At 63.5% G+C, this 20,327-nt stretch carries 23 protein-coding genes; 16 read left to right on the top strand and 7 right to left on the bottom strand.

The genetic code is table 11. The features are described from left to right. The first annotated feature begins 67 nt into the window (after nucleotides 1-67). Together AYK61_RS09330 and AYK61_RS09325 are read left to right on the top strand one after the other, a co-directional pair. Nucleotides 68-1,780, top strand: coding sequence for an alpha/beta fold hydrolase (locus AYK61_RS09330; RefSeq protein WP_259467988.1), 1,713 nt, complete (start codon nucleotides 68-70; stop codon nucleotides 1,778-1,780). A 112-nt stretch (nucleotides 1,781-1,892) separates the two neighbouring features. Further along, nucleotides 1,893-2,603: a MerR family transcriptional regulator gene (locus AYK61_RS09325; protein WP_121870597.1), complete on the top strand. Its 711-nt coding sequence runs from the start codon at nucleotides 1,893-1,895 to the stop codon at nucleotides 2,601-2,603. A gap of 139 nt (nucleotides 2,604-2,742) precedes the next feature. Here AYK61_RS09325 and AYK61_RS09320 read toward each other — a convergent pair whose 3' ends face one another. Further along, entirely contained in the window at nucleotides 2,743-3,144 is a 402-nt protein-coding gene (locus tag AYK61_RS09320) for a VOC family protein (protein WP_183130219.1), read from the bottom strand. Further along, nucleotides 3,141-3,986 carry an AraC family transcriptional regulator gene (locus AYK61_RS09315; RefSeq protein ID WP_121870596.1) on the bottom strand — a complete coding sequence of 282 codons (846 nt, stop codon included), beginning with the start codon at nucleotides 3,984-3,986 and terminating at the stop codon, nucleotides 3,141-3,143. The genes AYK61_RS09320 and AYK61_RS09315 overlap by 4 nt, the downstream gene beginning before the upstream one ends. 208 nt (nucleotides 3,987-4,194) lie before the next feature. On the opposite strand from AYK61_RS09315, the gene AYK61_RS09310 reads away from it, so the two are divergent. Continuing rightward, complete coding sequence (locus tag AYK61_RS09310; RefSeq protein WP_121872603.1) at nucleotides 4,195-5,358, top strand: epoxide hydrolase family protein; 1,164 nt, start codon at nucleotides 4,195-4,197, stop codon at nucleotides 5,356-5,358. 57 nt (nucleotides 5,359-5,415) lie between these two features. Here AYK61_RS09310 and AYK61_RS09305 read toward each other — a convergent pair whose 3' ends face one another. After that, nucleotides 5,416-6,729, bottom strand: a complete 1,314-nt coding sequence (locus AYK61_RS09305) for a lipase family protein (protein ID WP_121870595.1) — start codon at nucleotides 6,727-6,729, stop codon at nucleotides 5,416-5,418. Beyond that, a complete protein-coding gene (locus tag AYK61_RS09300; RefSeq protein ID WP_237668944.1) occupies nucleotides 6,726-7,289 on the bottom strand; it encodes a TetR/AcrR family transcriptional regulator in 564 nt (187 codons plus the stop codon). The genes AYK61_RS09305 and AYK61_RS09300 overlap by 4 nt, the downstream gene beginning before the upstream one ends. Before the next feature lie 79 nt (nucleotides 7,290-7,368). Here AYK61_RS09300 and AYK61_RS09295 point away from each other — a divergent pair, with 79 nt between their 5' ends. From AYK61_RS09295 to AYK61_RS27780, 9 genes are all read left to right on the top strand, one after another. Beyond that, nucleotides 7,369-8,166: an SDR family oxidoreductase gene (locus AYK61_RS09295; protein WP_121872601.1), complete on the top strand. Its 798-nt coding sequence runs from the start codon at nucleotides 7,369-7,371 to the stop codon at nucleotides 8,164-8,166. Nucleotides 8,167-8,207: 41 nt separating this feature from the next. Then, entirely contained in the window at nucleotides 8,208-9,158 is a 951-nt protein-coding gene (locus AYK61_RS09290) for an alpha/beta hydrolase (protein WP_121870594.1), read from the top strand. 42 nt (nucleotides 9,159-9,200) lie between these two features. Continuing rightward, nucleotides 9,201-9,746: a DUF6924 domain-containing protein gene (locus AYK61_RS28235; protein ID WP_121870593.1), complete on the top strand. Its 546-nt coding sequence runs from the start codon at nucleotides 9,201-9,203 to the stop codon at nucleotides 9,744-9,746. After that, nucleotides 9,739-10,896, top strand: coding sequence for a GGDEF domain-containing protein (locus AYK61_RS09280; RefSeq protein ID WP_121870592.1), 1,158 nt, complete (start codon nucleotides 9,739-9,741; stop codon nucleotides 10,894-10,896). The genes AYK61_RS28235 and AYK61_RS09280 overlap by 8 nt, the downstream gene beginning before the upstream one ends. A 222-nt stretch (nucleotides 10,897-11,118) precedes the next feature. Then, nucleotides 11,119-11,520 (top strand): DUF427 domain-containing protein, encoded by a 402-nt coding sequence (locus tag AYK61_RS09275; protein ID WP_121870591.1) that lies wholly within the window; start codon nucleotides 11,119-11,121, stop codon nucleotides 11,518-11,520. Between the two features lie 182 nt (nucleotides 11,521-11,702). Next, nucleotides 11,703-13,103: a DUF6924 domain-containing protein gene (locus tag AYK61_RS27605; protein ID WP_220709109.1), complete on the top strand. Its 1,401-nt coding sequence runs from the start codon at nucleotides 11,703-11,705 to the stop codon at nucleotides 13,101-13,103. Between the two features lie 54 nt (nucleotides 13,104-13,157). Next, entirely contained in the window at nucleotides 13,158-14,666 is a 1,509-nt protein-coding gene (locus AYK61_RS09265; protein ID WP_121872599.1) for an acetyl-CoA acetyltransferase, read from the top strand. A gap of 40 nt (nucleotides 14,667-14,706) precedes the next feature. Then, nucleotides 14,707-15,306: a TetR/AcrR family transcriptional regulator gene (locus AYK61_RS09260; protein WP_121870590.1), complete on the top strand. Its 600-nt coding sequence runs from the start codon at nucleotides 14,707-14,709 to the stop codon at nucleotides 15,304-15,306. An 83-nt stretch (nucleotides 15,307-15,389) separates the two neighbouring features. After that, nucleotides 15,390-15,518, top strand: a complete 129-nt coding sequence (locus AYK61_RS27780) for a hypothetical protein (RefSeq protein WP_259467987.1) — start codon at nucleotides 15,390-15,392, stop codon at nucleotides 15,516-15,518. A 72-nt stretch (nucleotides 15,519-15,590) separates the two neighbouring features. On the opposite strand, the gene AYK61_RS09250 is transcribed toward AYK61_RS27780, so the two are convergent. Further along, on the bottom strand, nucleotides 15,591-16,409 hold the full coding sequence (locus AYK61_RS09250) for an alpha/beta hydrolase (protein ID WP_121870589.1): 819 nt from the start codon (nucleotides 16,407-16,409) through the stop codon (nucleotides 15,591-15,593). 1 nt (nucleotide 16,410) lies between these two features. Further along, a complete protein-coding gene (locus tag AYK61_RS09245) occupies nucleotides 16,411-16,938 on the bottom strand; it encodes a phenolic acid decarboxylase (RefSeq protein ID WP_121870588.1) in 528 nt (175 codons plus the stop codon). 65 nt (nucleotides 16,939-17,003) lie between these two features. Between AYK61_RS09245 and AYK61_RS09240 the strand changes: the two genes are divergently transcribed. From AYK61_RS09240 to AYK61_RS09225, 4 genes are all read left to right on the top strand, one after another. Further along, nucleotides 17,004-17,501: a MarR family winged helix-turn-helix transcriptional regulator gene (locus tag AYK61_RS09240; RefSeq protein WP_121870587.1), complete on the top strand. Its 498-nt coding sequence runs from the start codon at nucleotides 17,004-17,006 to the stop codon at nucleotides 17,499-17,501. A 163-nt stretch (nucleotides 17,502-17,664) separates the two neighbouring features. Continuing rightward, entirely contained in the window at nucleotides 17,665-18,153 is a 489-nt protein-coding gene (locus tag AYK61_RS09235; RefSeq protein WP_121870586.1) for a nucleoside deaminase, read from the top strand. Next, complete coding sequence (locus AYK61_RS09230; RefSeq protein WP_121870585.1) at nucleotides 18,107-18,946, top strand: hypothetical protein; 840 nt, start codon at nucleotides 18,107-18,109, stop codon at nucleotides 18,944-18,946. Before AYK61_RS09235 ends, AYK61_RS09230 begins: the two co-directional genes overlap by 47 nt. Beyond that, nucleotides 18,901-19,563 carry an alpha/beta hydrolase gene (locus tag AYK61_RS09225; RefSeq protein ID WP_147458304.1) on the top strand — a complete coding sequence of 221 codons (663 nt, stop codon included), beginning with the start codon at nucleotides 18,901-18,903 and terminating at the stop codon, nucleotides 19,561-19,563. The genes AYK61_RS09230 and AYK61_RS09225 overlap by 46 nt, the downstream gene beginning before the upstream one ends. 11 nt (nucleotides 19,564-19,574) lie before the next feature. Here AYK61_RS09225 and AYK61_RS09220 read toward each other — a convergent pair whose 3' ends face one another. After that, nucleotides 19,575-20,327, bottom strand: coding sequence for a ferredoxin reductase (locus AYK61_RS09220; RefSeq protein WP_121870583.1), 753 nt, complete (start codon nucleotides 20,325-20,327; stop codon nucleotides 19,575-19,577).

Here is a 20,327-nt window from a genome sequence, read left to right as displayed (position 1 = left end):
ACGATATCGGTAGATCGAGACGCCGAAGACATCACCGATCTCGCGGCTCGATGCCGTCGAAGCACCCTTGCTGATTGCCCAGTGGGCCAACGACGCACGCGTCACCCGGGCCGAATCCGACAACGTCGTCGACACACTCCGGTCAGGAGGCGTCGACGTCGACTACCTCGTCTTCGACGACGAAGGACGCGGATTCGTCAACCCCGAGAACAACATCACCTTCGCTACCACTGGCTTCTCGACGGCGCGGGCAAGCGACATCACCTACGGAAGGAAAGCCTTGAGCTTCAGAGTGTTTCGTCCAACGATCATCGCGCTCGCGATGGCGGGCGTGCTCGTGACCGGATGCACCCAGTCCTCGACGCAGTCGAGTGATCAGCCTCAGCTCGAACCCCCGCTGCAGTGGAACGCCTGTCCCGAGGGCGTGGAGAACCCGGACGACGGACCACCCCGATTGCAGTGCGCCACAGTGCCGGTACCGCTCGACTACGAAAATCCGGACGGCACCCGGATCGACATCACGATCTCGCGATTGCCATCCGAGAACCCTGATACACGACGGGGAGTGCTTCTCCTGAACCCGGGTGGTCCGGGAGGAACCGGTCTGGACCAACCGAAGTTCCTCGAGTCGCTGGGAATGCCCAAGAGCGTCCTCGACACCTACGACCTGATCGGAATGGACACCCGCGGCGTCGGACACTCCTCGCCGATCAGTTGTGGTTTCACCGAGGATCTCGAGTACTACGGCGCCGTCCCTCCCTATGCAGTCGACGAGGCGGCGTTCGCCGAGCAGATGGCGACGTCGAAAGAGGTGGCCGAACGCTGTGCCGCCAACGATGAGGACGGGACTCTGCGCCACGTGAATACCGCGAACATGGCACGCGATCTGGACCGTATTCGGTTAGCGCTCGGCGAAGAACAGGCAAGCTTCCTCGGGTACTCGTACGGGACCGCACTCGGTGCCGCCTACGCCTCGATGTTTCCCGACACGACCGATCGAATCGTGTTGGACAGCAACATAGGTGACACCCACCTCGATCGGGACGGTCTGCGCAGGTACGCGCAAGGAATGGAGGAGACATTCCCCGACTTCGCCGAATGGGCCGCAAACGAGCATGATCGGTACGGCTTGGGCGCAACGGCTGAAGACGTCCGCGAAACCTACTTCAGGATTGCCGACGAACTCGACAAGGCTCCGGTGGACGGAATCAACGGCCGCCTGTTCCGGTTGTCGACCTTCGCAACGCTGTACAACCCGTTGTCGTACGAGGCTGCGGCGGAGAGCTGGAAGTACTTCACGGATCGAGCCGGCGGAGTGCCCTCGGGGGACTCTGTGGTCGGCGATCAGGCACCTGCAATGGACAACAACTGGTCGGTGTTCTTGGCCGTGACCTGCAACGACATCGAATGGCCGAATGACGTTGCAACATACCGGCAGGCGGTCGAAGACGACCGCACGACGTACCCGCTCTTCGGTGCAGCCGCCGCGAACATCATGCCGTGTGCATTCTGGAAAACTACACCGTCCGAACCCGCGGTGAGCATCGACGACGAAGGCTCGGCCGACATCCTCATCGCGCAGCACCAGCGGGACCCGGTCACCCCACTGGCCGGAGGGCAGCTGCTCGACGACAAGTTCGGTGATCGCTCCACCCTGCTGACCGTCGACGGAAGCGGTCACGGTGTCTTCGTCCTCGGCAAGAACGCATGCGCCCAGGATGTCGTGGCCGGGTATCTGGTAGACGGCGTGATGCCGAGCGACGACCTCACCTGTCGGTAGTCCTCGAACAGCCTGCAGCGGAACCGGATCGGCCGCGGTCTTGACTCTGCCCCAGGGGCACGGTTCACACTTTTCATGGAACGACGACGCGGCGGACCGTACGGGAGACAGCATGGGATGGAGCACTCGGGAGCTCGCCGAATTGGCAGGAGCGACGGTGAAGTCGGTGCGGCACTACCACGATATCGGTATTCTCGAACAACCTGCGAAAGCCTCGAACGGGTACAAGCAATACGGCGTCGTACATCTTCTTCGGGTGCTACAGATCAAGCGTCTGACCGCACTGGGTTTTTCGCTCTCGCAGGTCGCGGCCATGGGTGACGAGGTCGACCACCCCGAGCATTCGCTGCGCGCACTGGACGCCGAATTAGCGGCCACCATCGAGCGACTGCAGCGTGCACGGATGGAGTTGGGATTGATTCTGCGGCACTCTGCGCGACCCGATCTACCGCCGGAGCTCGACTTGGCTGGCCACGATGGTGAGTTATCCGATGAGGATCGTTCTTTCGCGACCTACATGAGCAGGGTGCTGAGCCCGCCGGAACTCGATTCCTACGCCGAGCTTCTCCGATCGCCCGCAACCCGAGCAACTGTGGACTTCGACGAGTTACCCAGCGACGCAGACGAATCGACCAGAGCCGACCTCGCCCGCCGCATGATCCCGGAGGTCGAGGCACTGGCCGTCGAACATCCTGGTGCGTTCGAGCACCCGAACGCTCAGGACACCCGCACCAGGGAAGACGTGAAAGCGGTGATGTCCGAGTTGTACAACCCGGCCCAGCTCGACGTGTTGCGTCGTATCGGCCTCGGCCGGGCGCAATAGTCGAACCAGTCGGTAGTCGATTGGAGTTCGACGCTCCTGACTCTCGGCGCAGGCAGCTCCGATGGGACGAACTCGGATGAACAACAAGCGTCGACAGAGCTGCACCCGCCAAGGAACGTCGACGTTCACGGAGTCTCGACTATTCGCCTCGGTATGTCCCTAGGCTCCAGTACACGCCCTCGGGGTCGCGGCAGACGAAACCGCTCCCGCCATAGTCTTCGGTCCGCAACTCACGCGGCACGACGGTGTCCACCGCGCGAACTCGGTCGTAGATCCGGGAAAGTTCGTCGTCGGTGTCGATCACGAGGTAGATGGACCCGACACCTGCGGGCACCGATATGGGGCCGTCGTCTCGGACACTGCCGAGCATCACTCCACCTCCGCCCGGCCGATTGAGCTGCGCGTGATCCACTCGGTCGCCCTCGCCATAGACTGCGGTCTCCTCGAAACCGAGCATGTCGACGAGCCATACAATGGCAGCGCGTGCATCGTTGTAGCGGAGGGTGGGCCAGATCAAAGGATTCGTCGTCATGGGGTTCATTGTTCGGTCGGCACCGGCGACGTGTCTTGTACGAATGCGAACTCCTCGTTCGCTCGCCATACCGTTGGAGCGGACCCCGCGAACTCACGCCACTCGCGGGCCATGTGCGCCTGATCGTAGTACCCGCACCGCACGGAGATGTCGGCCATCGATTGCGGTAGGGCACTTCTGAGCAATCGATACGATCGATCGAACCGCGCCACTCGGGCTGCATCTTTCGGTGCGATTCCGAACTCCGCTCTGAACTTGGTGATCAGGTGGCGACGGCTCCAGCCGATCTCGTCGGCCACGGCTTGGATGCGAGGGCAGTCCGATTCGGTGAGGAGTTGCCACGCCGACGTCAGGTGTCGGTCCGGTTCCAACTTGCGTTGAATCGTTTTCGTGCGGACCAGCCGCGTCAACACCTCGTTCAGAACGGCGAACCTCGCGGTCCATGCCTCCTCGGATGCCATGCGCTGCTCGAGCTCTGGCGCGGCGGTACCGAGTAGATCGGTCAGCGAGACGACGATGTTTCCGATCTCGGAGGCGGGCACTCCCAGCAGAACGCGCGCACCCACGGGTGTCAGGGCGAGCTGGACGCCATGTTGGCAACCGTCGTGAAAGATTGAGATCGGCTCGGTTCCGAGTCCGCTGGCCAGTGACCCGAAACGCGACGGTAGCTCACCCCTCCACGCCAACTCGATCGGGTCGTCGAAGGGAATGATCACAGTGATGGTCGGCGAAGGCACGCCCACGTGGATTCCGGCGTCGTACCCGCTGATGCGGTAACCGACATAGGACGTGACGAAGCGTCGCAGGGGCGGCGACGGTTGCACCTCAACGTAGCTCGACTTTCCGCCCATGCCAACAGGTTACGCCCATCGCGGGAGCTCCTCTCGTTGCGTCGTGGAAGGTCGTTGAAAACAACTGTGCCTGCCGGCAGGTGAACGGGATGCGAGCACCACGCAGGCGCGATGGCGCTCGACAACAGTTCGCAAAGCTGACTACTCGGGTGCCGGGTGCCAGTGATTCCGGACCGTTGCTGTCCGCGATGCGTTGCACGATCAGTTCATGACAATCACCGCGCCTCCCGTCCCATTCGTAGTCGATGTCCCGCAGTCCGAGCTCGACGACCTGACCCGTCGTGTTCGCGACGCACGTCTGCCCGAACCCATCGGTGCCGACGACTGGACTTCCGGAGTCCCGATCTCCGTCCTGCGGTCTATGGCGACCACTTGGATCGACGATTTCAGTTGGCGGGAGGTGGAGAAGCAGCTCGCGTCGTTCCCTCAATACCTGGTGGAGATCGACGGGCAGCGCATCCACTATCTGCACGTGCGGTCGTCGCGCGCCGACTCGACTCCCGTGCTGCTGTGTCACGGGTGGCCGGGGTCGTACCTCGAGTTCCTCGACATCGTTCCACTGCTCACCGAGCCGGACGACGCCGACGACCAGGCCTTCGACGTGATCGTGCCATCGGTCCCCGGATTCGCCTTCTCCACACCGCTGGTCGACGACGGGTGGAGTACCGATCGGGTCGCGCAGGCGTTCGTCGAGCTGATGAGCATTCTCGGATACGGCTCCTACGTGGTGCAGGGCGGTGATTACGGTGCCGGACTAGCGCCGGCGATGGGCCGTCTCGATCCGGAGCACTGCACGGCCATTCATGTCAACGGGTCCATCGGTGCACCCTTTCAGGAACCCGACGAGGCGGAGCAGAAGCGTTGCACCGAAACCGAATTGGACCGCTACCGTCGGGTGGGCGAGTTCATGGAATCGGAGTTCGGGTACATCTCCATCCAGTCGACGCGTCCGCAATTGATCGGCACTGCCCTGACCGACAGTCCGATCGGTCAGCTGTCATGGATGCTGGACAAATTTCGCGCCTGGACCTACCCGTTCGACGAGGAACCGGATGGCACCCTCGGCCGCAATCGGATACTCGCCCACGTCACCCTGTACTGGCTGACGCGGAGCGCCGGGAGTGCCGCCTACACGGTGTACGCGGCCGAGGGAGGGGCTTGGGCCGGTCCGCAGGCAAAGCCGTCGCAACCGGTCGGTGCCATCATGTTCGCGCACGACATCGGAATCAGGCATCTTGCGGAACGCGAGTTCGACATCGTGCACTGGACCGAGGTGCCGGATCACGGTGGTCACTTTGCGGCGATGGAGGAGCCGGCGCGTCTTGCCGCGGATCTGCGCTTGTTTCTGTCCGCGCTACCGTCGGGTCGCTGATTAGTGTCTCGGACCGACTCGTGTTGGGCGTTTTTCGGATCTCGATGTGGTTGTGTGTCAACCGATTCGGCCGGCGAACGCGCGTCCAGTGGACACAGCGAGTCCGAGCAATCCGCGCAACCCCGGCAACGATCCCGCCAGTGACCACACGGTGTTCGTCGACGATTCGTCGGTCGGCTTGCCCGCGAAGCGATCCGAGAGCCAGTCCAGAGTGACGGGGGCCGCGATCGGGTGCAGCGACAGGTGTTCGCTGAGGCGATCACGGATGTACGTGACATTCGCTCCTGCAGCACGATACCGGCGCACTTGCCCGTCGACGTCGTCCACGTCGATCATCGGATCATGCACCGCCTGCACTACGAGAAGCGGAAACTTGGGTGCCGACTTCCCGGGCTGAATATCCTGAAAAACCTGCACCATCTCGGGTGTCGCCAAGAGATCTGCCATCGGGATATCGAGGTGCCGCTCCAGATCGTGCATCACCATGGACGCGACGGCGTGCACTGTCGTCTTGCGGTGCAGGGATGAGAGGGCCTCGAGCCCCGAAGCGGCGACGTGTTCGCGAACGAGGCGGTCGAGTTCGGGGTAGGTGCGGCGTAAGCCCTCCACCACCATTGCGGGCAGCGCCGCGAAGATCGTGCCGTTGAGGCGGGAGAATGCAGACCCGGGATCGCCGACGGGTGATCCGAGTGCAGCGCCGACGATATCGAGTTCGGGGGCGTAGTCGGCCGCAACCTCGGCGGCCCATGACGTCGCCAATCCGCCGCCCGAGTACCCCCACAGTGCGACAGGGGTGGTGTCGGCGAGGTCGAGCGGCTCGAAAGACAGTGCCGCGCGGACTCCGTCGAGTATGCAGTAGCCGGGCTCGATGGGTGCTCCCCACTGCCCGTTCATGCCCTCGTGATCGGGAAGGGACAGAACCCATCCGCGGCGCAGTGCGTACAGGATGATCATGAACTCGAACTGCGGTACGGAGCCTACGGCTCGAGCGCCCGCCCGCAGGACATAGGACGGGAAGCATCGATCCGACACGGCGTCGATCGCGCACTGGTAGGACAGCAGAGCGCGTTGCGGTCGCGCTCGGCCCCCGACCGGAAGAACCACCGTCGTGACCGCGACACGCGCTGCCCCGTCGAGGCTGGTGGTCCGGTACAGAAGTTGCCACGCCGACACCTTCTGTCGAATGACACCGAACAACGCGAGGGTCACCTCGCGGGACCGCAACACGGTCCCCGGCTTCGCGCGCTCGAAACCGGCAGGGGCCCGATAGAACGGGTCCACGCTGGGAATCGCGATGATCGATTCCGAGTCGGCATGGTCGGCCGAGGCTCGCGGACGACCGGTCGACGCGGTATCGGGTTCGGTACTCATAGTGGATTGCTTCCTGGTGCGGGTGTGATGGTGTCGACGAGTTGGTCGATGACAGCTCGGGAGACTTCAGCTGATGCCGCGTGAGTCAGCAATCCCTCGACGACGAACGTACCGATGCGGAGCATGGCGTCGGCCGCCTCCCCGGACAGGCCTGCAGCTTCGATATCGGCGGCGAACAGCGATTCCGCGAAGGCATGAAACCCGTTGTGCCATTGATCGATGGCCTCGGACTCGGTCACCCGATCGTGCACGGTGGAGACCAACGGACCAACTCTTCGCAGTCGCTCCACCAGCCAGAACAGCCGGTCGGCCAGTGGTAGATCGACGATTTCGAAGAAGTCCTTGGCATCCTCGGCGGCGATGGCCGTCAGAACAGCGACCAGGATGTCGTCCTTGTCGCCGAAGTACCAGTACAGCGTATTCGCGGTGACGCCTGCTGCTTTCGCAAGACGGCTGATCGAGGTGCGATCGAAGCCGTCGGACACGAACATCTCGCGGGCGGCGATCACGATGTCCTCTCGCTTGCTCTCCCGGTCGTGGAGTCCGCGATTCCTGGGCATACGACCGACTATATCTTGAATGGTCTTCAAGAGCCTGCTACCGTCCCTTGGATACCGTTCAAGAGTGGAGGCCAGTTCGATGTCGAAGACCGGAAGAACCGCGCTGATCACCGGCGCGTCAGCGGGCATAGGCGCGGCTTTTGCCCGACACCTCGCGGCCGAGGGGCACAACCTCGTTCTCGTCGCGCGACGCGAGGACCGACTCATCGCGCTGGCCGACGAGCTGTCGTCCCAGCACGATGTGCGATGCGACGTCGTACCCGCGGATCTCGCCGATCGTTCCGCGCCCCGGGCCATCCTCGAGAAAACGAAATCCCTCGGCGTCGACGTCGATATCCTCGTCAACAACGCGGGCATGTCGGGGAACTCCACGTTCGCAGATGCGCCGTTCGACGCGCTCGCTGCGGAGATACAGGTGATGATCACTGCCGTCACCGAACTCACTCATCTCACGGTGCCCGGCATGAAAGAACGCGGATACGGCCGGGTCGTGAATCTGTCGTCGCTGGCTGCGTTGCTTCCACCTGGTGCAAGCCTGCTGTACACCGGAATCAAGTCTTATGTGCTCGACATGTCGCAAGCACTCGACATGGAATTGCGGCCGCACGGCATCCACGTCACTGCGCTCTGCCCTGGTTTCACCCACAGTGAGTTCCACGACGTCATGGGAACCCGGGATGCAGCGACCTCCAAGCTGCCCTCTGTTCTGTGGCAGACCCCCGAGGACGTCGTCCGCGAAGGTTGGCGGGCCGTGAACAACGGCACGCCGGTGTGCGTCCCCGGGATGGTCAACAAGGTGACTGCTGCTGCCGCGAAGCCGATTCCGACTCGCATCGGGTACTACCTCGGCAAAACGCTCAACCCTTTCAAGCTGTGAGATCCGATCACCACCCTGCTGCAGAACAGAGAGACAAACGCATGTCCGCCGAAGAACACACCGGCTTCACCCGTACCGAAACCTCGTTCGTGTCGGACGGAGTTCGTTGCGCGGCAACGGTCTTTCGTCCCGCTGTAACCGCCGCCAGGCCACGGCCGGCAATCGTGATGGCACACGGATTCGGCTCACCCAGGGCGATGCGCCTGTACGCGTACGCCGAGCGTTTCGTCGAGGCCGGCTACGTGGTCTGCGTCTTCGACTATCGGTACTTCGGTGACAGTGAGGGCGAACCGCGCCAACTGTTGGACGTGGGTTCGCAGCTTGCCGATTGGCGAAACGCAGTCGACTTCGCTCGCTCGCTCGACGGCGTCGACGAGAACCGAATCGTCGGATGGGGCACGTCCTTCGCCGGCGGCCACGTACTCACGTTGGCGGGCACCGGCGTTCGCTTTGCAGCGGTCATCGCGCAGGTGCCCCACATCGACGGCATCGCCGCTGTTCGCGCGACCGGGTTCAGGCAGGCGTTGCGGCTGGCACCGGCCGCCATCACCGACAGCATCCGCGCCGCCCTCGGGCGATCGCCGCACTACGTCGACAGTGTCGGGCTACCTGGCACCCGCGCTGTGATGGTCTCACCCGACGCGATGAAAGGGCGTGACCGCTTGGTCCTCGAGTCGGGTCTGACCGACGGCGACTACCCCGAGACCGTGGCGGCGCGGATACTGCTGAAAATCTGGCGGTACTCCCCGGGCCGCACGATGTCTGCGATCGACTGCCCAACGCTGGTGCAGATCGCGTCCGAGGATTCCGTCACCCCGGCGTCCGTCGCGGAACGCGCCGCGGCGAAAGTTCGCAAAGCCACGGTACGCACCTATTCAGGCGGTCATTTCGATCCGTACGTCGAACCCCTGTTCTCCTCGGTGATCGGTGATCAACTCGCATTCCTCGCCGACAACGTGCCTTTGAAATTGCGGACGGTTTCCTCCATCTGATCGTGCGGTTCGCTGCACCCGTCGTTCTCGGATTGGATCACCATGCCCGACGGCACGAACAACTCTGAACTTTGGCTGTTGCGAACATATTTCGGTGATGACGACGATTCCGCGTGGACCAGCTTGACGGAGCAGGCCCGCCACGCGCGATCTTCGGTGTCAGGTGCCGCGCTGGTCGTTTCCTCGGACCGAACGCAGTGTCAGCAACGCATTCGTCGGGTCCTCACGCGACTGGCCACGCGTGCCGAGGCGAACGACGGCTTGTACGTTGTCATTGCAGACAAGCAGACGTTCGTGCGCCACGATCGAATGCTGCTCACCATCGATTGTTCTGCAGTGACACGAAACGCCGAACGCCTTCCCACAATCCGTATGGCCCCGCCCAGTGCCTTTCGGTTGGGGATCGATGGCCGATCACCGAATACCGGGCGCTCGATCGAGCAGGTTCGCCGACCGACAACGGAAGTCGAACCTGCACAGATCGATTCCGAGCGAACGGTCGCCGAACTCACGGCAAGCGTCGGCGACGCGATCCGAGCCAGTCTGCGGTGGCGAACGGAGATGACGCGAGACGGTTCCTGTGGGTAGACACCGGGAATCGCCGGGAAGAACGACGCCAACCGACATTCCGGCGGGTGCTCGGACGTACCAGGAATCTCCCGACCCGCTGCTGCGAATAGGCGTCGTCGTTCAAACATTGCTGTTCGGGCTCGTCGGCATCGGCACCACCTTCACGCAGGACGGCCCCACCGACGGTCTCGGCACCGTGCTCACCTACGCCGTGTGCATCAGCACGATTCCCGTTGCATGGATCATGAGCAAAGCCGACTACCGGATGGACTTGTGGTCACGCCGGGCACCGGGCAACAACTGGTTCGTCGTGTACTGCGAACTCGGTGTCACCGTCGTGACCGCAACGTATTCCGACCCGTTGGCGGCGCTTCACGGCGCGATGCTGCTGGCGCTGGTCGGTGCGTACGCCGCCCACTTCGCCCGACCGAAAGTGATCTGGTTTCACGTCGTGTGGAGTACCGTCTTCGTGCTCGGACTCGGAGCCCGGGCGTTGGCAAGTGCCTCGACCGACACCGTATCGATCGTCCTGCGAATGTTGGTGGCCGTCATCGTGATCAACGGCGCTGTCACACTGCTGTCGGCGTACTCGCGGGCGGTGTTGAAATCCTCTCGGGTACACCTGTCCGATGCGATGACGGATCCGCTGACCGGAGTGCTGAACCGGAGGGGCCTCGAGGCCAGAGCACTCGACGTCGGCGACGGCGCTGTCCACCCCGCGATCTTGCTGATCGACATCGACCATTTCAAAGCGGTCAACGACCACCATGGCCATTCAGCCGGTGATGTGGCATTGAGACTGACAGCGATGCGTTTGACCATGTCTGCAGGCCGGCACGCAGTCGTCGCGAGACTGGGCGGCGACGAATTCGTCGTCCTCGTTCCGGATCCGACGCCGACCCTCGGCGAGTTCGCAGACAGATTGCGTCGTGCCGTACACAACGTCGACGACGACATCGCGATCACGGTCAGCATCGGCGGTTCGTTGCCGCACATGGACCGCACCACTTCCCGGGAGATATTCGACGGGACACTGGCCGCCGCCGACGCTGCTCTCTTCACTGCAAAACGCAACGGCCGCAACCGTATCGCTCTGGATCGTCCACACATCGCGGAGAGTTCGGATCGAGAGTCCGAGACCGATCGCGGTGGAGGCGCTGGTCGTTGAAGTGACTGGAAGAGTGGAGGGCTCGCTTCTGGGTTGCAATGCCGAGGTTGACCGGGCTCCACTGCTTCCGTACAGCAGGGTGCTGAGACCGGACGGTGCAGGGAACCATCGGTCGGCGCGTTGCCAAGTGCAGAAAGAAGGAGCCTGCCGCAGGGATGAAAATGTCCAGGGTTGCGGTTGAATCATCCGTCAGCACGACCCGAAAAGTGAAAGGCATGCACCGTGTCCGAACGCGTCGTCCTCGAACCCAACGCCGAGCACCCGATCACCGTCGAGCCCACCGAAGGGCGCGTGACCGTCCACATCAACGGGCAGCAGGTGGCGGACAGTAGCAACGCCCTGACCCTGATCGAATCGAGCTACCCTGCAGTCCAGTACATCCCGATGAGTGACGTCGATACACGTTTGCTTCGGAAGAGCGCCACGACCAGCTACTGTCCGTTCAAGGGCGATGCCGAGTATTTCAGCGTCGCCGCCGAGTCCGAAACTGTCGCCGACGTCGTCTGGACCTACAACGCGCCCTTCCCTGCGGTGGCGATGATCGGACGTCACGTGGCCTTCTACACCGACAGAGCCGACGTCGTGATCAGCGACGTCGACGCGGAACCCGGTAGCCTCCCCTGACAATTCGGTAACTGTTGTCCCCGTGCGATCTCGTGGATGCCAACGCCACTGTGGCGGCGACGAAGGGGAGGATTTTCAGCCAACCGCCTTGTTGAATTCGATGGGCAAGAGACCGTGCGGTCGGGTACTTTTCCATCATGGCTCCGACGTGGGAACAGATCCGAGGCGCAAACTACGGCACTATGGGACGCACCGTAGGAGGGACCGTCCACCATTCCGACGGATCCAGGCAAACGGTGATGCACATACCGGACGAGACGTGGCGACACGAAAATGCCGCCGGCGAGCCCACATTCATCGAAAATGCCACCGACAGATGGTCCCGTGATGCCGACGGGACGATGATTCACTCCGTCAAGTCTCCCCACACCATGTATGCAGTCATGGGGGTCGGCCTCCCGTCCCAACTGCTGCGCGCATACGACACATTCCCGCCCAAGTCCTCGCACGGGTTCGACCAACAGCGGTTCGTCGATCCTGGTGCGCCCAGAGAAGTGACGGTCCGCGGTCGCGCTGGATGGGAAGTCACCGCGCACGACCAACATGCGAACGACCAGGTTGTCTACGTGTTCGATGCCGAACTCGGTGTCGCACTTCGGTGGCAGAGAGGCGAAGACTGGATCGAACTCGAGCACCCCACCCTCGACGAGCCATTCGATCCGAATCTGTTCGAGTGGACAGGTCCCTCACGCCCAGCCGAAGACGAGATGGAGAAGCTCCGCCGCGAGCACGAAGAACGGCAACGAGCGCTGGATGGTATGCCCAAGGCGGTCCCGGCATGGCTGCCGTTGCAGACGTATGTTCAAGTGCAGGCGGGCAATCCGCGTACCGGAGAGCTGAGTCTGTCGATCGGCGGAAATGCGCCTCAGTTCACCCTGCGCCGCTGGGTCACTGCTATCGGCGAGCCGACCCTCGAGTGGCCGAACGACTCGACGCCTGAGCGCTACCGGCAGTCCACCGGTGATTGGACCTACGAGATACGTAGTTATCAGGACATGGACGAGGGCGACTGCATTCGAATCATCGAGTCGATCATTCCCGTCGACCCGCCCGAGCGTGAGGCAGCGGTCATCGTCTCCGAGCTCGCCGCGGAGGAGCGCGACCGTCGTGAAGCAGAGGTGCTTGCCACCCTCGGAACCGGGCGGGTCCTTGCTGATCATCTCGAACACCAGTCACTACTGATTCGGACAGATTTCAGCGACGACGATGCTTGGCGCGCAGTCGCTGTCGCCGCTATGGCCCCGATACCGCAGGGTGGCGACGTCGAATTCGCCGCGTATCTCACCTGCATCGACAACTCGGAGAACGACGGCATGACCGTCGAGGGATTGCTCGAAGCCATCGGCGAGCCACCGCCCTACTATGCATTTCTCGTCGACGCCGAAACCGTGACCAATCCTGAAATGCCGATTGTCGCCGTCTACACCGGCCCCGACTATTCAGAGCGACCCCGCGGCAGGGCTTTCCGTGTCATCCCATCGGAGATGTGGTCGGTGGAGAACAATCTGTCCATCGCGAACATGGACTTCGAGTCATTCGCAGACAGCGCTGACCACGATGGAATCTTTCGGGGATTCTCGTAGCCTGATCGTGCCTCACGATATTGCGGACAATCCCTGTCTGTATATGCTGTGAGCATGTCCATCAGTGCGCAACGAGTCCCGGTCATCGTGGGTGTGGGTGACCTGAAGTTCACAGGTGCCGGGCCTGCACAGAGCGCCATCGAACCTCTCGAGCTCGTTCTGCGTGCTGTGGACGCAGCGATCGATGACGCTGGGGCACACGGCCTGAAGCACAAGCTCGACGCTGTGCACGCTGTTCGCACCACGAGCTGGAATTACGACGACCTTCCATCCCTGCTAGCCGAGCGGCTGGGCGTCACCCTCACTTCCCGGTCGACCAGCACCATCGGCGGGCACCACCCTGCGCGTCTCCTCGACCAGGTAGGCCGAGATATTGCCGAAGGGCTCACTACTGCAGCACTCGTGGTGGGCGGTGAGGCGCAGGCCTCGGTCCGCGCCCTGATGAAGGCGGGTGTGGACCCCCGTGAGTCGGGTTGGACCACCGCACCGGGAGGCCCTCCGTCGTTCTCGCCCGAGGACCTCGGCAGCGCCGAAATGCAGCGAGCAGGGATCCTGGCACCGGTACAGATCTACCCGCTCTTCGGGAACGCCCGTGCCCACAGCCGTGGACTGACCCCCGAACAGGCACTGCGCGAATCGGCCGACATGTACTCCCGCTTCTCGGCAATCGCAGCTGAACATCCTGTTGCCTGGAGTCCGGTCTTTCGCACGCCGGAGGACATCGGCACTGTCACGTCGTCGAACCGGCCTGTGTCCGATTGCTATCCATTGTCGATGAACGCCATGCCGTTCGTCGATCAAGCAGCTGCGGTCCTGATCTGTTCGTTGGCGACTGCTCGCGAAGCCGGTGTGGCAGAGGATCGGATGGTGTACCTGTGGGGTGGTGCGGGTGCCGTCGACAATCCGGATGTGTTGGCGCGCTCGGTGTTCGACGACGCTCCGGCTCTCCGCGCGGCCGTGCAACGCGCTTTGTCGAGGGCCGATGTCACCAGCGCGAACCTTGCATTCGTCGACGCGTACAGCTGCTTCCCGATCGTGCCGGAGCTATTGGCCGACGAGCTGGGCCTGGCAGAGGGCGCGACTCCCACTGTCCTGGGCGGACATTCGTTCTTCGGCGGACCGTTGAGCAGCTATTCGCTCCACGCTGTAGCGGAGTCGACGCGGCTGCTGCGAAAGAACTCAGGAGTCGCGTTGGTTCATGCGAACGGCGGCTACCTGACGTATCAGCATGTGGTGCTGCTGTCCACGACAGCTCATCGCGACGGATACATCGGCGACCCGGAGCCGGTGGATTCCTCGGGCACGCCGGTACATGCCGCGCACGGTTACTCGGGAAAGGCGACGATCGAGACCGCCACGGTCACGTACGACCGCAATGGCCTGCCGGAGCAAGCGTTCGTCGTTGCAGCAACGGACGACGGGGCGCGGGTGGCGGGCCGAGCCGGACGCGTATTCGCAGCGACGCTTCACGACCTCGTGTCTGGGCGGAACGAGTCGGCCGTCGGACACCGGATCGACCTGGTGGACAACGAGGGGAACCTTGCCGTCGACCGCTGCATGTAATCGTCGTCGTCGGTCGGCAGACGGGTGAGAGGATGCAGTCATGTCTCAGGAGTCTCCGCGCGGACCGGGACGTCCCCGTGACGCGGACATGGAGGACCGCGTGTATGCCGCTGTGCTCGAGGTGTATTGGGAAACCAGTTGGCGAGGCTTCACCTTCGACGCAGTCGCGCGGCGGGCCAAGGTCGGCAGGGCCGCACTCTATCGCCGCTGGGCCGACAAGGAAGAGCTCTTGGTTCAAGCGCTCGAAGCACGGTCGCCGCTGTCCACGCCGATCGACACGGGATCGGTCCGCGGGGACCTCGTCGAACTTGCGGAGCAATTGGCCGTCGGCTACGGAGAGCTCTCCGGCTTGGTCTCATTGCGGGTGACTCTCGACGCGAGGGTGAATCCGGACCTGTTGTCGCATCTCACCGAGACTCTCAATCAGAGCCGCTTGGTCACTACCCGACGCATCGTCCGCCGCGCGATTGCGCGAGGAGAGCTACCGGAGGGCACGTCGACGACGTTGCTGCTCGAACTCGTGACGGGTGCGGTATTGGCACGTGCGCTGTTCTCGCAAGCGCACGCAGGCGCGAGAAGTCGCGCCGCCGTGAGCCACTCGAAACTGATCGTCGACACTGTCCTGCGAGCGTTGAGCTAGCCGATAAACGACCGAACCATTGCAGACAGTGACTGTCTGAATTAGGTTACTGGCTCTCACGGCCCGGAGAAATGAGGATCGACGTGTCCGAAGTGGTAGTCACCGAAGTGCGGGGACACACCCTCGTCGTCACCATCGATCGGCCGGAGGCGGCCAACAGCATCAACGCCGATGTGCATCGCGGTTCGGGCGCGGCGTCGGAGCGTGCATAGAACGCCGACGACATTCCGTCGATATCGATGGATTATGCTGCAGTGCAATGAGTTCCGCTAGAAGTTGCGGTTTTACGCAACGGAACCAGACGACCCCCGTGTTCGATCGGTTTTCGGTAGCCCCACAAGCGACAGCAGACGCGTCAGGAGTTCATCCCGCCAGGCCCGCGATGACCAGGAATGGTCGGCACCGGAGATTGCGGTGAATGTCGCGTGCGGCAGCAACTCTGCGTAACGGCGTCCGTATTCGAGCGGCACGATCTGGTCAGCGGTGCCGTGGATGACGTCGACGGGTCCGCCGTAACCGGCCGCCGCCGCGTACACGTCGAGGCCATCGCGGATGTCGTCGAAAAATGCCGGTCCGAGCCACATGCCGCCGAAGTCGAAGCCGCCGTTCTGCGCGACGGAATCGAGAGGCCGGCCCTGGATCTCGTTCTTCACGGCGATGTCGTCGACGACGACGCCTGCAGGTGACCACAGGGTGAGGCTTGCGACCTGGTCGGGGAGGAGCGCGGCCGCCATGGCCGCTTCCACCGCGCCGAGGCTGTGCGCGACGACGTGAACCGGTGCAGAGTGGTCTGTAGCGAACGACCGGATCATGGTCGACACCTGTTCGACCTCGTCACGCAGCGTGATGGCCTCGAACTCGCCGTCGCTGACGCCCTGCCCGATTCGGTCGTACGCGCGGACGACCGCTCCCGCCTCGACCAGGCGTCGGGCGATCTGCACGAAGAGACGCTGTGGTCCCACGCTGGATTCGCTGAAGCCGTGGACGATCAGAACGGGCGGTGCTGCTCCGTCGGCGTCGACGGACCGGTACTCGTTGCCACGGATCAGCTGACCACCGTGGCAGAGCGTGACCGGGGCCATGTCGGGGTTCTGGATGCGCATCTCAGTTGCTCCGGTCGGCGAAGCCTGCCGGTAAGTCTGCGGGTGCGGTGTCGATCACGGTCTCGTCGTCGATGCCGACGAACTCGAACAGGGTGATATGCGCGAACTCCGGCACGACGTAGATCGGATAGGTGGGGCCCTGATCGCGGAACCGGCGCATCTTGTCGAGGTGGTCGTTCTGGAACAGGACGGTTTTGGATCCGTCGAGTTCCACCCAGTGAGGGAAGAAGATGGTGCCGTGCAGAACGCGGTCCTCGGGAACGACGTTGACGACGACGCTCGTGCCGGTGGGCTCGTTCCACGAGATCTTGAAGACGCCGCGGCCGAGTCCGACGAGGTCGACTTCTTGTCCCTTGACCCACCGGCCCCCGACCATCCCGGAGTGGATTCGGTAGTCGATGGTGGTGGCGTTCTTGACGTACATCTCGTACTGCCACCCGTTGGCATAGGTGTAGATGAAGCGATGGCCGATGATCGAGTCCAGGGCCTGCTCTGGGGCGGGGTCCGCAACGCTGGTGTGAATGCTCATGACTCCATGATCACCCATTAATGCGTTTGTTGCAAACCTACATTTTTGCTGAGTAGTCTGGCTCGGTGGACGATTCCAACAGCACACCCGGCCTCGCCGATATCGCCCGCCGCCTGAGCGAGGAGATCGGCCCCTTCCGGCGCGTGCTGCTCAACACCTCCCGCTCACGCGCGGGGCTCAAAGCCCTGCCCGACGCGCAGATCGAGATCCTGCGACGGCTCTTTCCGGACAAGTGGGAGGGCCCCACAGCGCTCGGGCGTCAGCTGGGTTTGGCTCGCCCCACGATCAGCAACCTCGTCCGAACCATGGAATCGGACGGCCTCGTCGCTCGCCGACCCGACGACTCTGATGCTCGAAGCATGCGCGTCGGCCTCACCGATCTTGCACGAGAGCAACTTCGCGTCTACGACAATGCGGCGGAAGGGCTTCTCGTGGAAGTACTCGGCGACCTGACGCCGGCTCAGCAACGCACCCTGCGTGACGCCGTTCCGTTGCTCGGGCGGATCCGCGCAGAGCTGGAAACCAGCGAGGCTCCCTCTTCTCGTCATCCGCGACAGAGCTGAAGCGTCGAGACCTCTGGGAGCGAACGACGAGGCAGGCCGTATCGAGAGGCTCACCCGCCGACCATACCGAGCATCGGGGCCGCACCACTGGTCCAGCAGGCGGTGAGTTTCGAGGCGGTACGGTCGAGGGCGTGAAAACTTCGATCGTCGGCACCGGTGCGATGTGAGTATCTCCTCGAGCGACCGTGCATTCCTGGCCCGCGCTGTGGATTTGGCGGCGGAGGCGGCGCGCACGGGCAACGATCCGTTCGGCTCGGTGCTGGTCTCGGACAGCGGCGAGCTGTTGGCCGAGGACAGGAACAGGGTCGGCGACCTGAACGATCCCACCCAGCACCCCGAGATCGCGCTGTCTCGGTGGGCTGCGACCAACCTGGACCCCGGTGCACGGCGGTCATCGACGGTCTACACCTCCGGTGAGCACTGCGTGATGTGCTCTGCGAGCCACGGAATAGTCGGACTCGGCCGCATCGTCTACGCCACGTCGACGGCTCAATTGCTCACGTGGCTCGAAGAATTCGGTGCTGCACCACTGGCGATCACGCCGTCGCCCATCGAACAGATCGTGCCGGGCATCGTGGTGGACGGTCCGGTGGCCGAGTTCAGCGATGCCGTTCGTGAACTGCACAGGCAACGACACGCGTCTGCTCGGTAGCGCACTCGAGAACGAAGAGGGGAAGACCGTGCCGGACGGCATCGAGGTCGGAGCAGGGCGCCGTACGAGAGCGATGACGACCGCGCTCGCGATGACCGGCGGCGTCTGCGTGGTTCTCGCATGGCTCGAGTTCCTCCTCATTGGTCAGCAACTCGCGGTGGGATTGTGGGTCATCGCCGCGGCAGTCGTGGCAATCGCTCTCGTGCGCGCCTCCTCTGCTGGAAAGCGCGTAGCCGTAGGAACGTCGCTCGGGTCCGTCACCGTCGTCGCTCAGGCCGCATGGCTGGTGACAGGCATCCACGCTCTGTGGGTCACGACCTTGACCGCGACGATTGCGCTCGGCTTCTTTCTGCTCGCGACGGCGTGGGCAGGCCGTTCGGAAGCCTCCACTCGTAGGGCGGCCACCGCCATCCCGGCCGGCTTCGCCGCAGTGGTTGCACTGGTGGTCTCCGCCGTGGTGGTCAGCACTGCGGCCAGTCCGGCACCGCTGGTTCGATCGCTGCATGCACTGGGGCAGAGCAATTCCTTCGAGCCCGACGCGCAGTCAGCGACGACGATGGTCGACGGTGCCCGCCTCACCAACGACATCGAATACGGCTCGACGCTTCCGAATTCGTTCCTCGACATCTACATCGCCGACGACGATCCATCGGTCGGCCGGCCCACGTACATCACGGTTCACGGTGGTGGCTGGATCGTCGGGGACAAAACGGATGGTGCTCCCAGCACAGATTCCGGCGGTGCGTCGTGGGCCGGCCCATGCTCGACGCCGGCTACAACGTGGTGTCGGTGAATTACGCGTTTGCGCCCAGCTACCGATTCCCCACGCAGACAATCCAACTGGGCCAGGCCATGCAGTTCCTGGAAACGAACGCCGACCGCTACGGACTCGACATGAGTCGCGTCGTGCTCGCCGGAACCAGTGCAGGTGGCCACATCGTGGGCAACTATGCCACCGTGCAGACCAACTCCGATTACGCGCGAGCGCTGGGTATCGAACCCACCATGGACCGAAATGCGCTGAAGGCGATCGTGTTCGAGAGTGCTGCCCTCGATGTCGGCAGAGCGGGCGCGCCGCAATCACCGAGCCCGTCCAACGGTTTCTTCTTCGACGTCGCCGCCCGAAACTACCTCGATACCACCGACGCAGCACTGGTGGCGCAGGCGAACGTCATCGACAATGTCACCGCCGACTTTCCACCGAGTTTCATCTCCGACGGCAACACCGGTACCTTCCCCGATCAGGCAGCCGAACTGAGCGCCGAGCTGGACAGAGTGGGCGTCGCCAATCGCCTGAACCTGTACAGCAAGAACGAGGCGAGACTCGACCATTCGTTCATGTCGGTGGATTCACAGTGGACCGACGAATACAGCCGCCTCAAGATCGAGTTCCTCCGCGACATCGTCTGATTCATTGCGTCTCAGCTCGGTCCGAAACGCTCCGTTCGGATGTTCGCTGCCGAGTGACCCCTGTCCACCAACATGTCGGCCACCGTGTCGACGAAGCTCGTGGGACCGCAGATGTAGCATCGCGGCTCGAACTCGGCCGGCCATCCGTGGGCGTCCAGGTCCTCGACCGTGATGCGGCCGAGGGGCCGAGCGTTGCCGGCAGGTGCACGCCGCGTGTGGATCATGGTGACGTCCACGCCGGCCGGAGGGCGAGCCCACTCGTCCGCGAAGTAGACCTCCGCGGGTTCGCGCACGGAGTACAGCACCCGAAAGGGCACTCGGCCGCCCGTCGCGGACGCCTGAGCCCGAACCATTGCGCGTAGCGGGACGATGCCGGAACCGCCGCCCACCAACAGAATCGGTGGAGACGGGGTCTCGGAGGGCTGGGACGGCCGCCAGACGAACCATCGACCCACCGGCCCGCGGATTTCGATGCGATCGCCGACCTCTACGGCCTCGACCAGGTACGGCGACACCTCGCCGTCTGCGACGTTCTGCACCGTGATCTCGATGCGCGACGTGTCGTCGGGTGCCGACGCCAAGGAGTAGCTTCGCTGTGCGCTGTAGCCGTCCTCGGCGGTGAGCTTGACGTCCACGTGCTGCCCGGCGAGGTGGCCGGGCCAACCGTCGACGTCGAGAACGAGGGTGGATGCGGTGGGTGTCTCACGCCGCACGGTCTGCACCGTGGCAACGAGCCAGGGTTTCGCCCCGGCCGCCGATGTCAC

Source organism: Rhodococcus sp. SBT000017 (assembly GCF_003688915.1).
GTDB lineage: Bacteria > Actinomycetota > Actinomycetes > Mycobacteriales > Mycobacteriaceae > Rhodococcoides.
This window is presented reverse-complemented; position numbering and strand designations above follow the sequence as displayed.

Excerpts from the sequence above, each read along its gene's own strand:
- AYK61_RS09315 (WP_121870596.1), bottom strand. The coding sequence starts at position 3,986 with ATGGGCGGAAAGTCGAGCTACGTTGAGGTGCAACCGTCGCCGCCCCTG.
- AYK61_RS09245 (WP_121870588.1), bottom strand. The coding sequence starts at position 16,938 with ATGAGCATTCACACCAGCGTTGCGGACCCCGCCCCAGAGCAGGCCCTG.
- AYK61_RS09265 (WP_121872599.1), top strand. The coding sequence starts at position 13,158 with ATGTCCATCAGTGCGCAACGAGTCCCGGTCATCGTGGGTGTGGGTGAC.
- AYK61_RS27605 (WP_220709109.1), top strand. The coding sequence starts at position 11,703 with ATGGGACGCACCGTAGGAGGGACCGTCCACCATTCCGACGGATCCAGG.
- AYK61_RS09320 (WP_183130219.1), bottom strand. The coding sequence starts at position 3,144 with ATGAACCCCATGACGACGAATCCTTTGATCTGGCCCACCCTCCGCTAC.
- AYK61_RS09310 (WP_121872603.1), top strand. The coding sequence starts at position 4,195 with ATGACAATCACCGCGCCTCCCGTCCCATTCGTAGTCGATGTCCCGCAG.
- AYK61_RS09305 (WP_121870595.1), bottom strand. The coding sequence starts at position 6,729 with ATGAGTACCGAACCCGATACCGCGTCGACCGGTCGTCCGCGAGCCTCG.
- AYK61_RS09295 (WP_121872601.1), top strand. The coding sequence starts at position 7,369 with ATGTCGAAGACCGGAAGAACCGCGCTGATCACCGGCGCGTCAGCGGGC.
- AYK61_RS09300 (WP_237668944.1), bottom strand. The coding sequence starts at position 7,289 with ATGCCCAGGAATCGCGGACTCCACGACCGGGAGAGCAAGCGAGAGGAC.
- AYK61_RS09290 (WP_121870594.1), top strand. The coding sequence starts at position 8,208 with ATGTCCGCCGAAGAACACACCGGCTTCACCCGTACCGAAACCTCGTTC.
- AYK61_RS09260 (WP_121870590.1), top strand. The coding sequence starts at position 14,707 with ATGTCTCAGGAGTCTCCGCGCGGACCGGGACGTCCCCGTGACGCGGAC.
- AYK61_RS09230 (WP_121870585.1), top strand. The coding sequence starts at position 18,107 with ATGCCGTTCGTGAACTGCACAGGCAACGACACGCGTCTGCTCGGTAGC.
- AYK61_RS09250 (WP_121870589.1), bottom strand. The coding sequence starts at position 16,409 with ATGCGCATCCAGAACCCCGACATGGCCCCGGTCACGCTCTGCCACGGT.
- AYK61_RS09325 (WP_121870597.1), top strand. The coding sequence starts at position 1,893 with ATGGGATGGAGCACTCGGGAGCTCGCCGAATTGGCAGGAGCGACGGTG.
- AYK61_RS28235 (WP_121870593.1), top strand. The coding sequence starts at position 9,201 with ATGCCCGACGGCACGAACAACTCTGAACTTTGGCTGTTGCGAACATAT.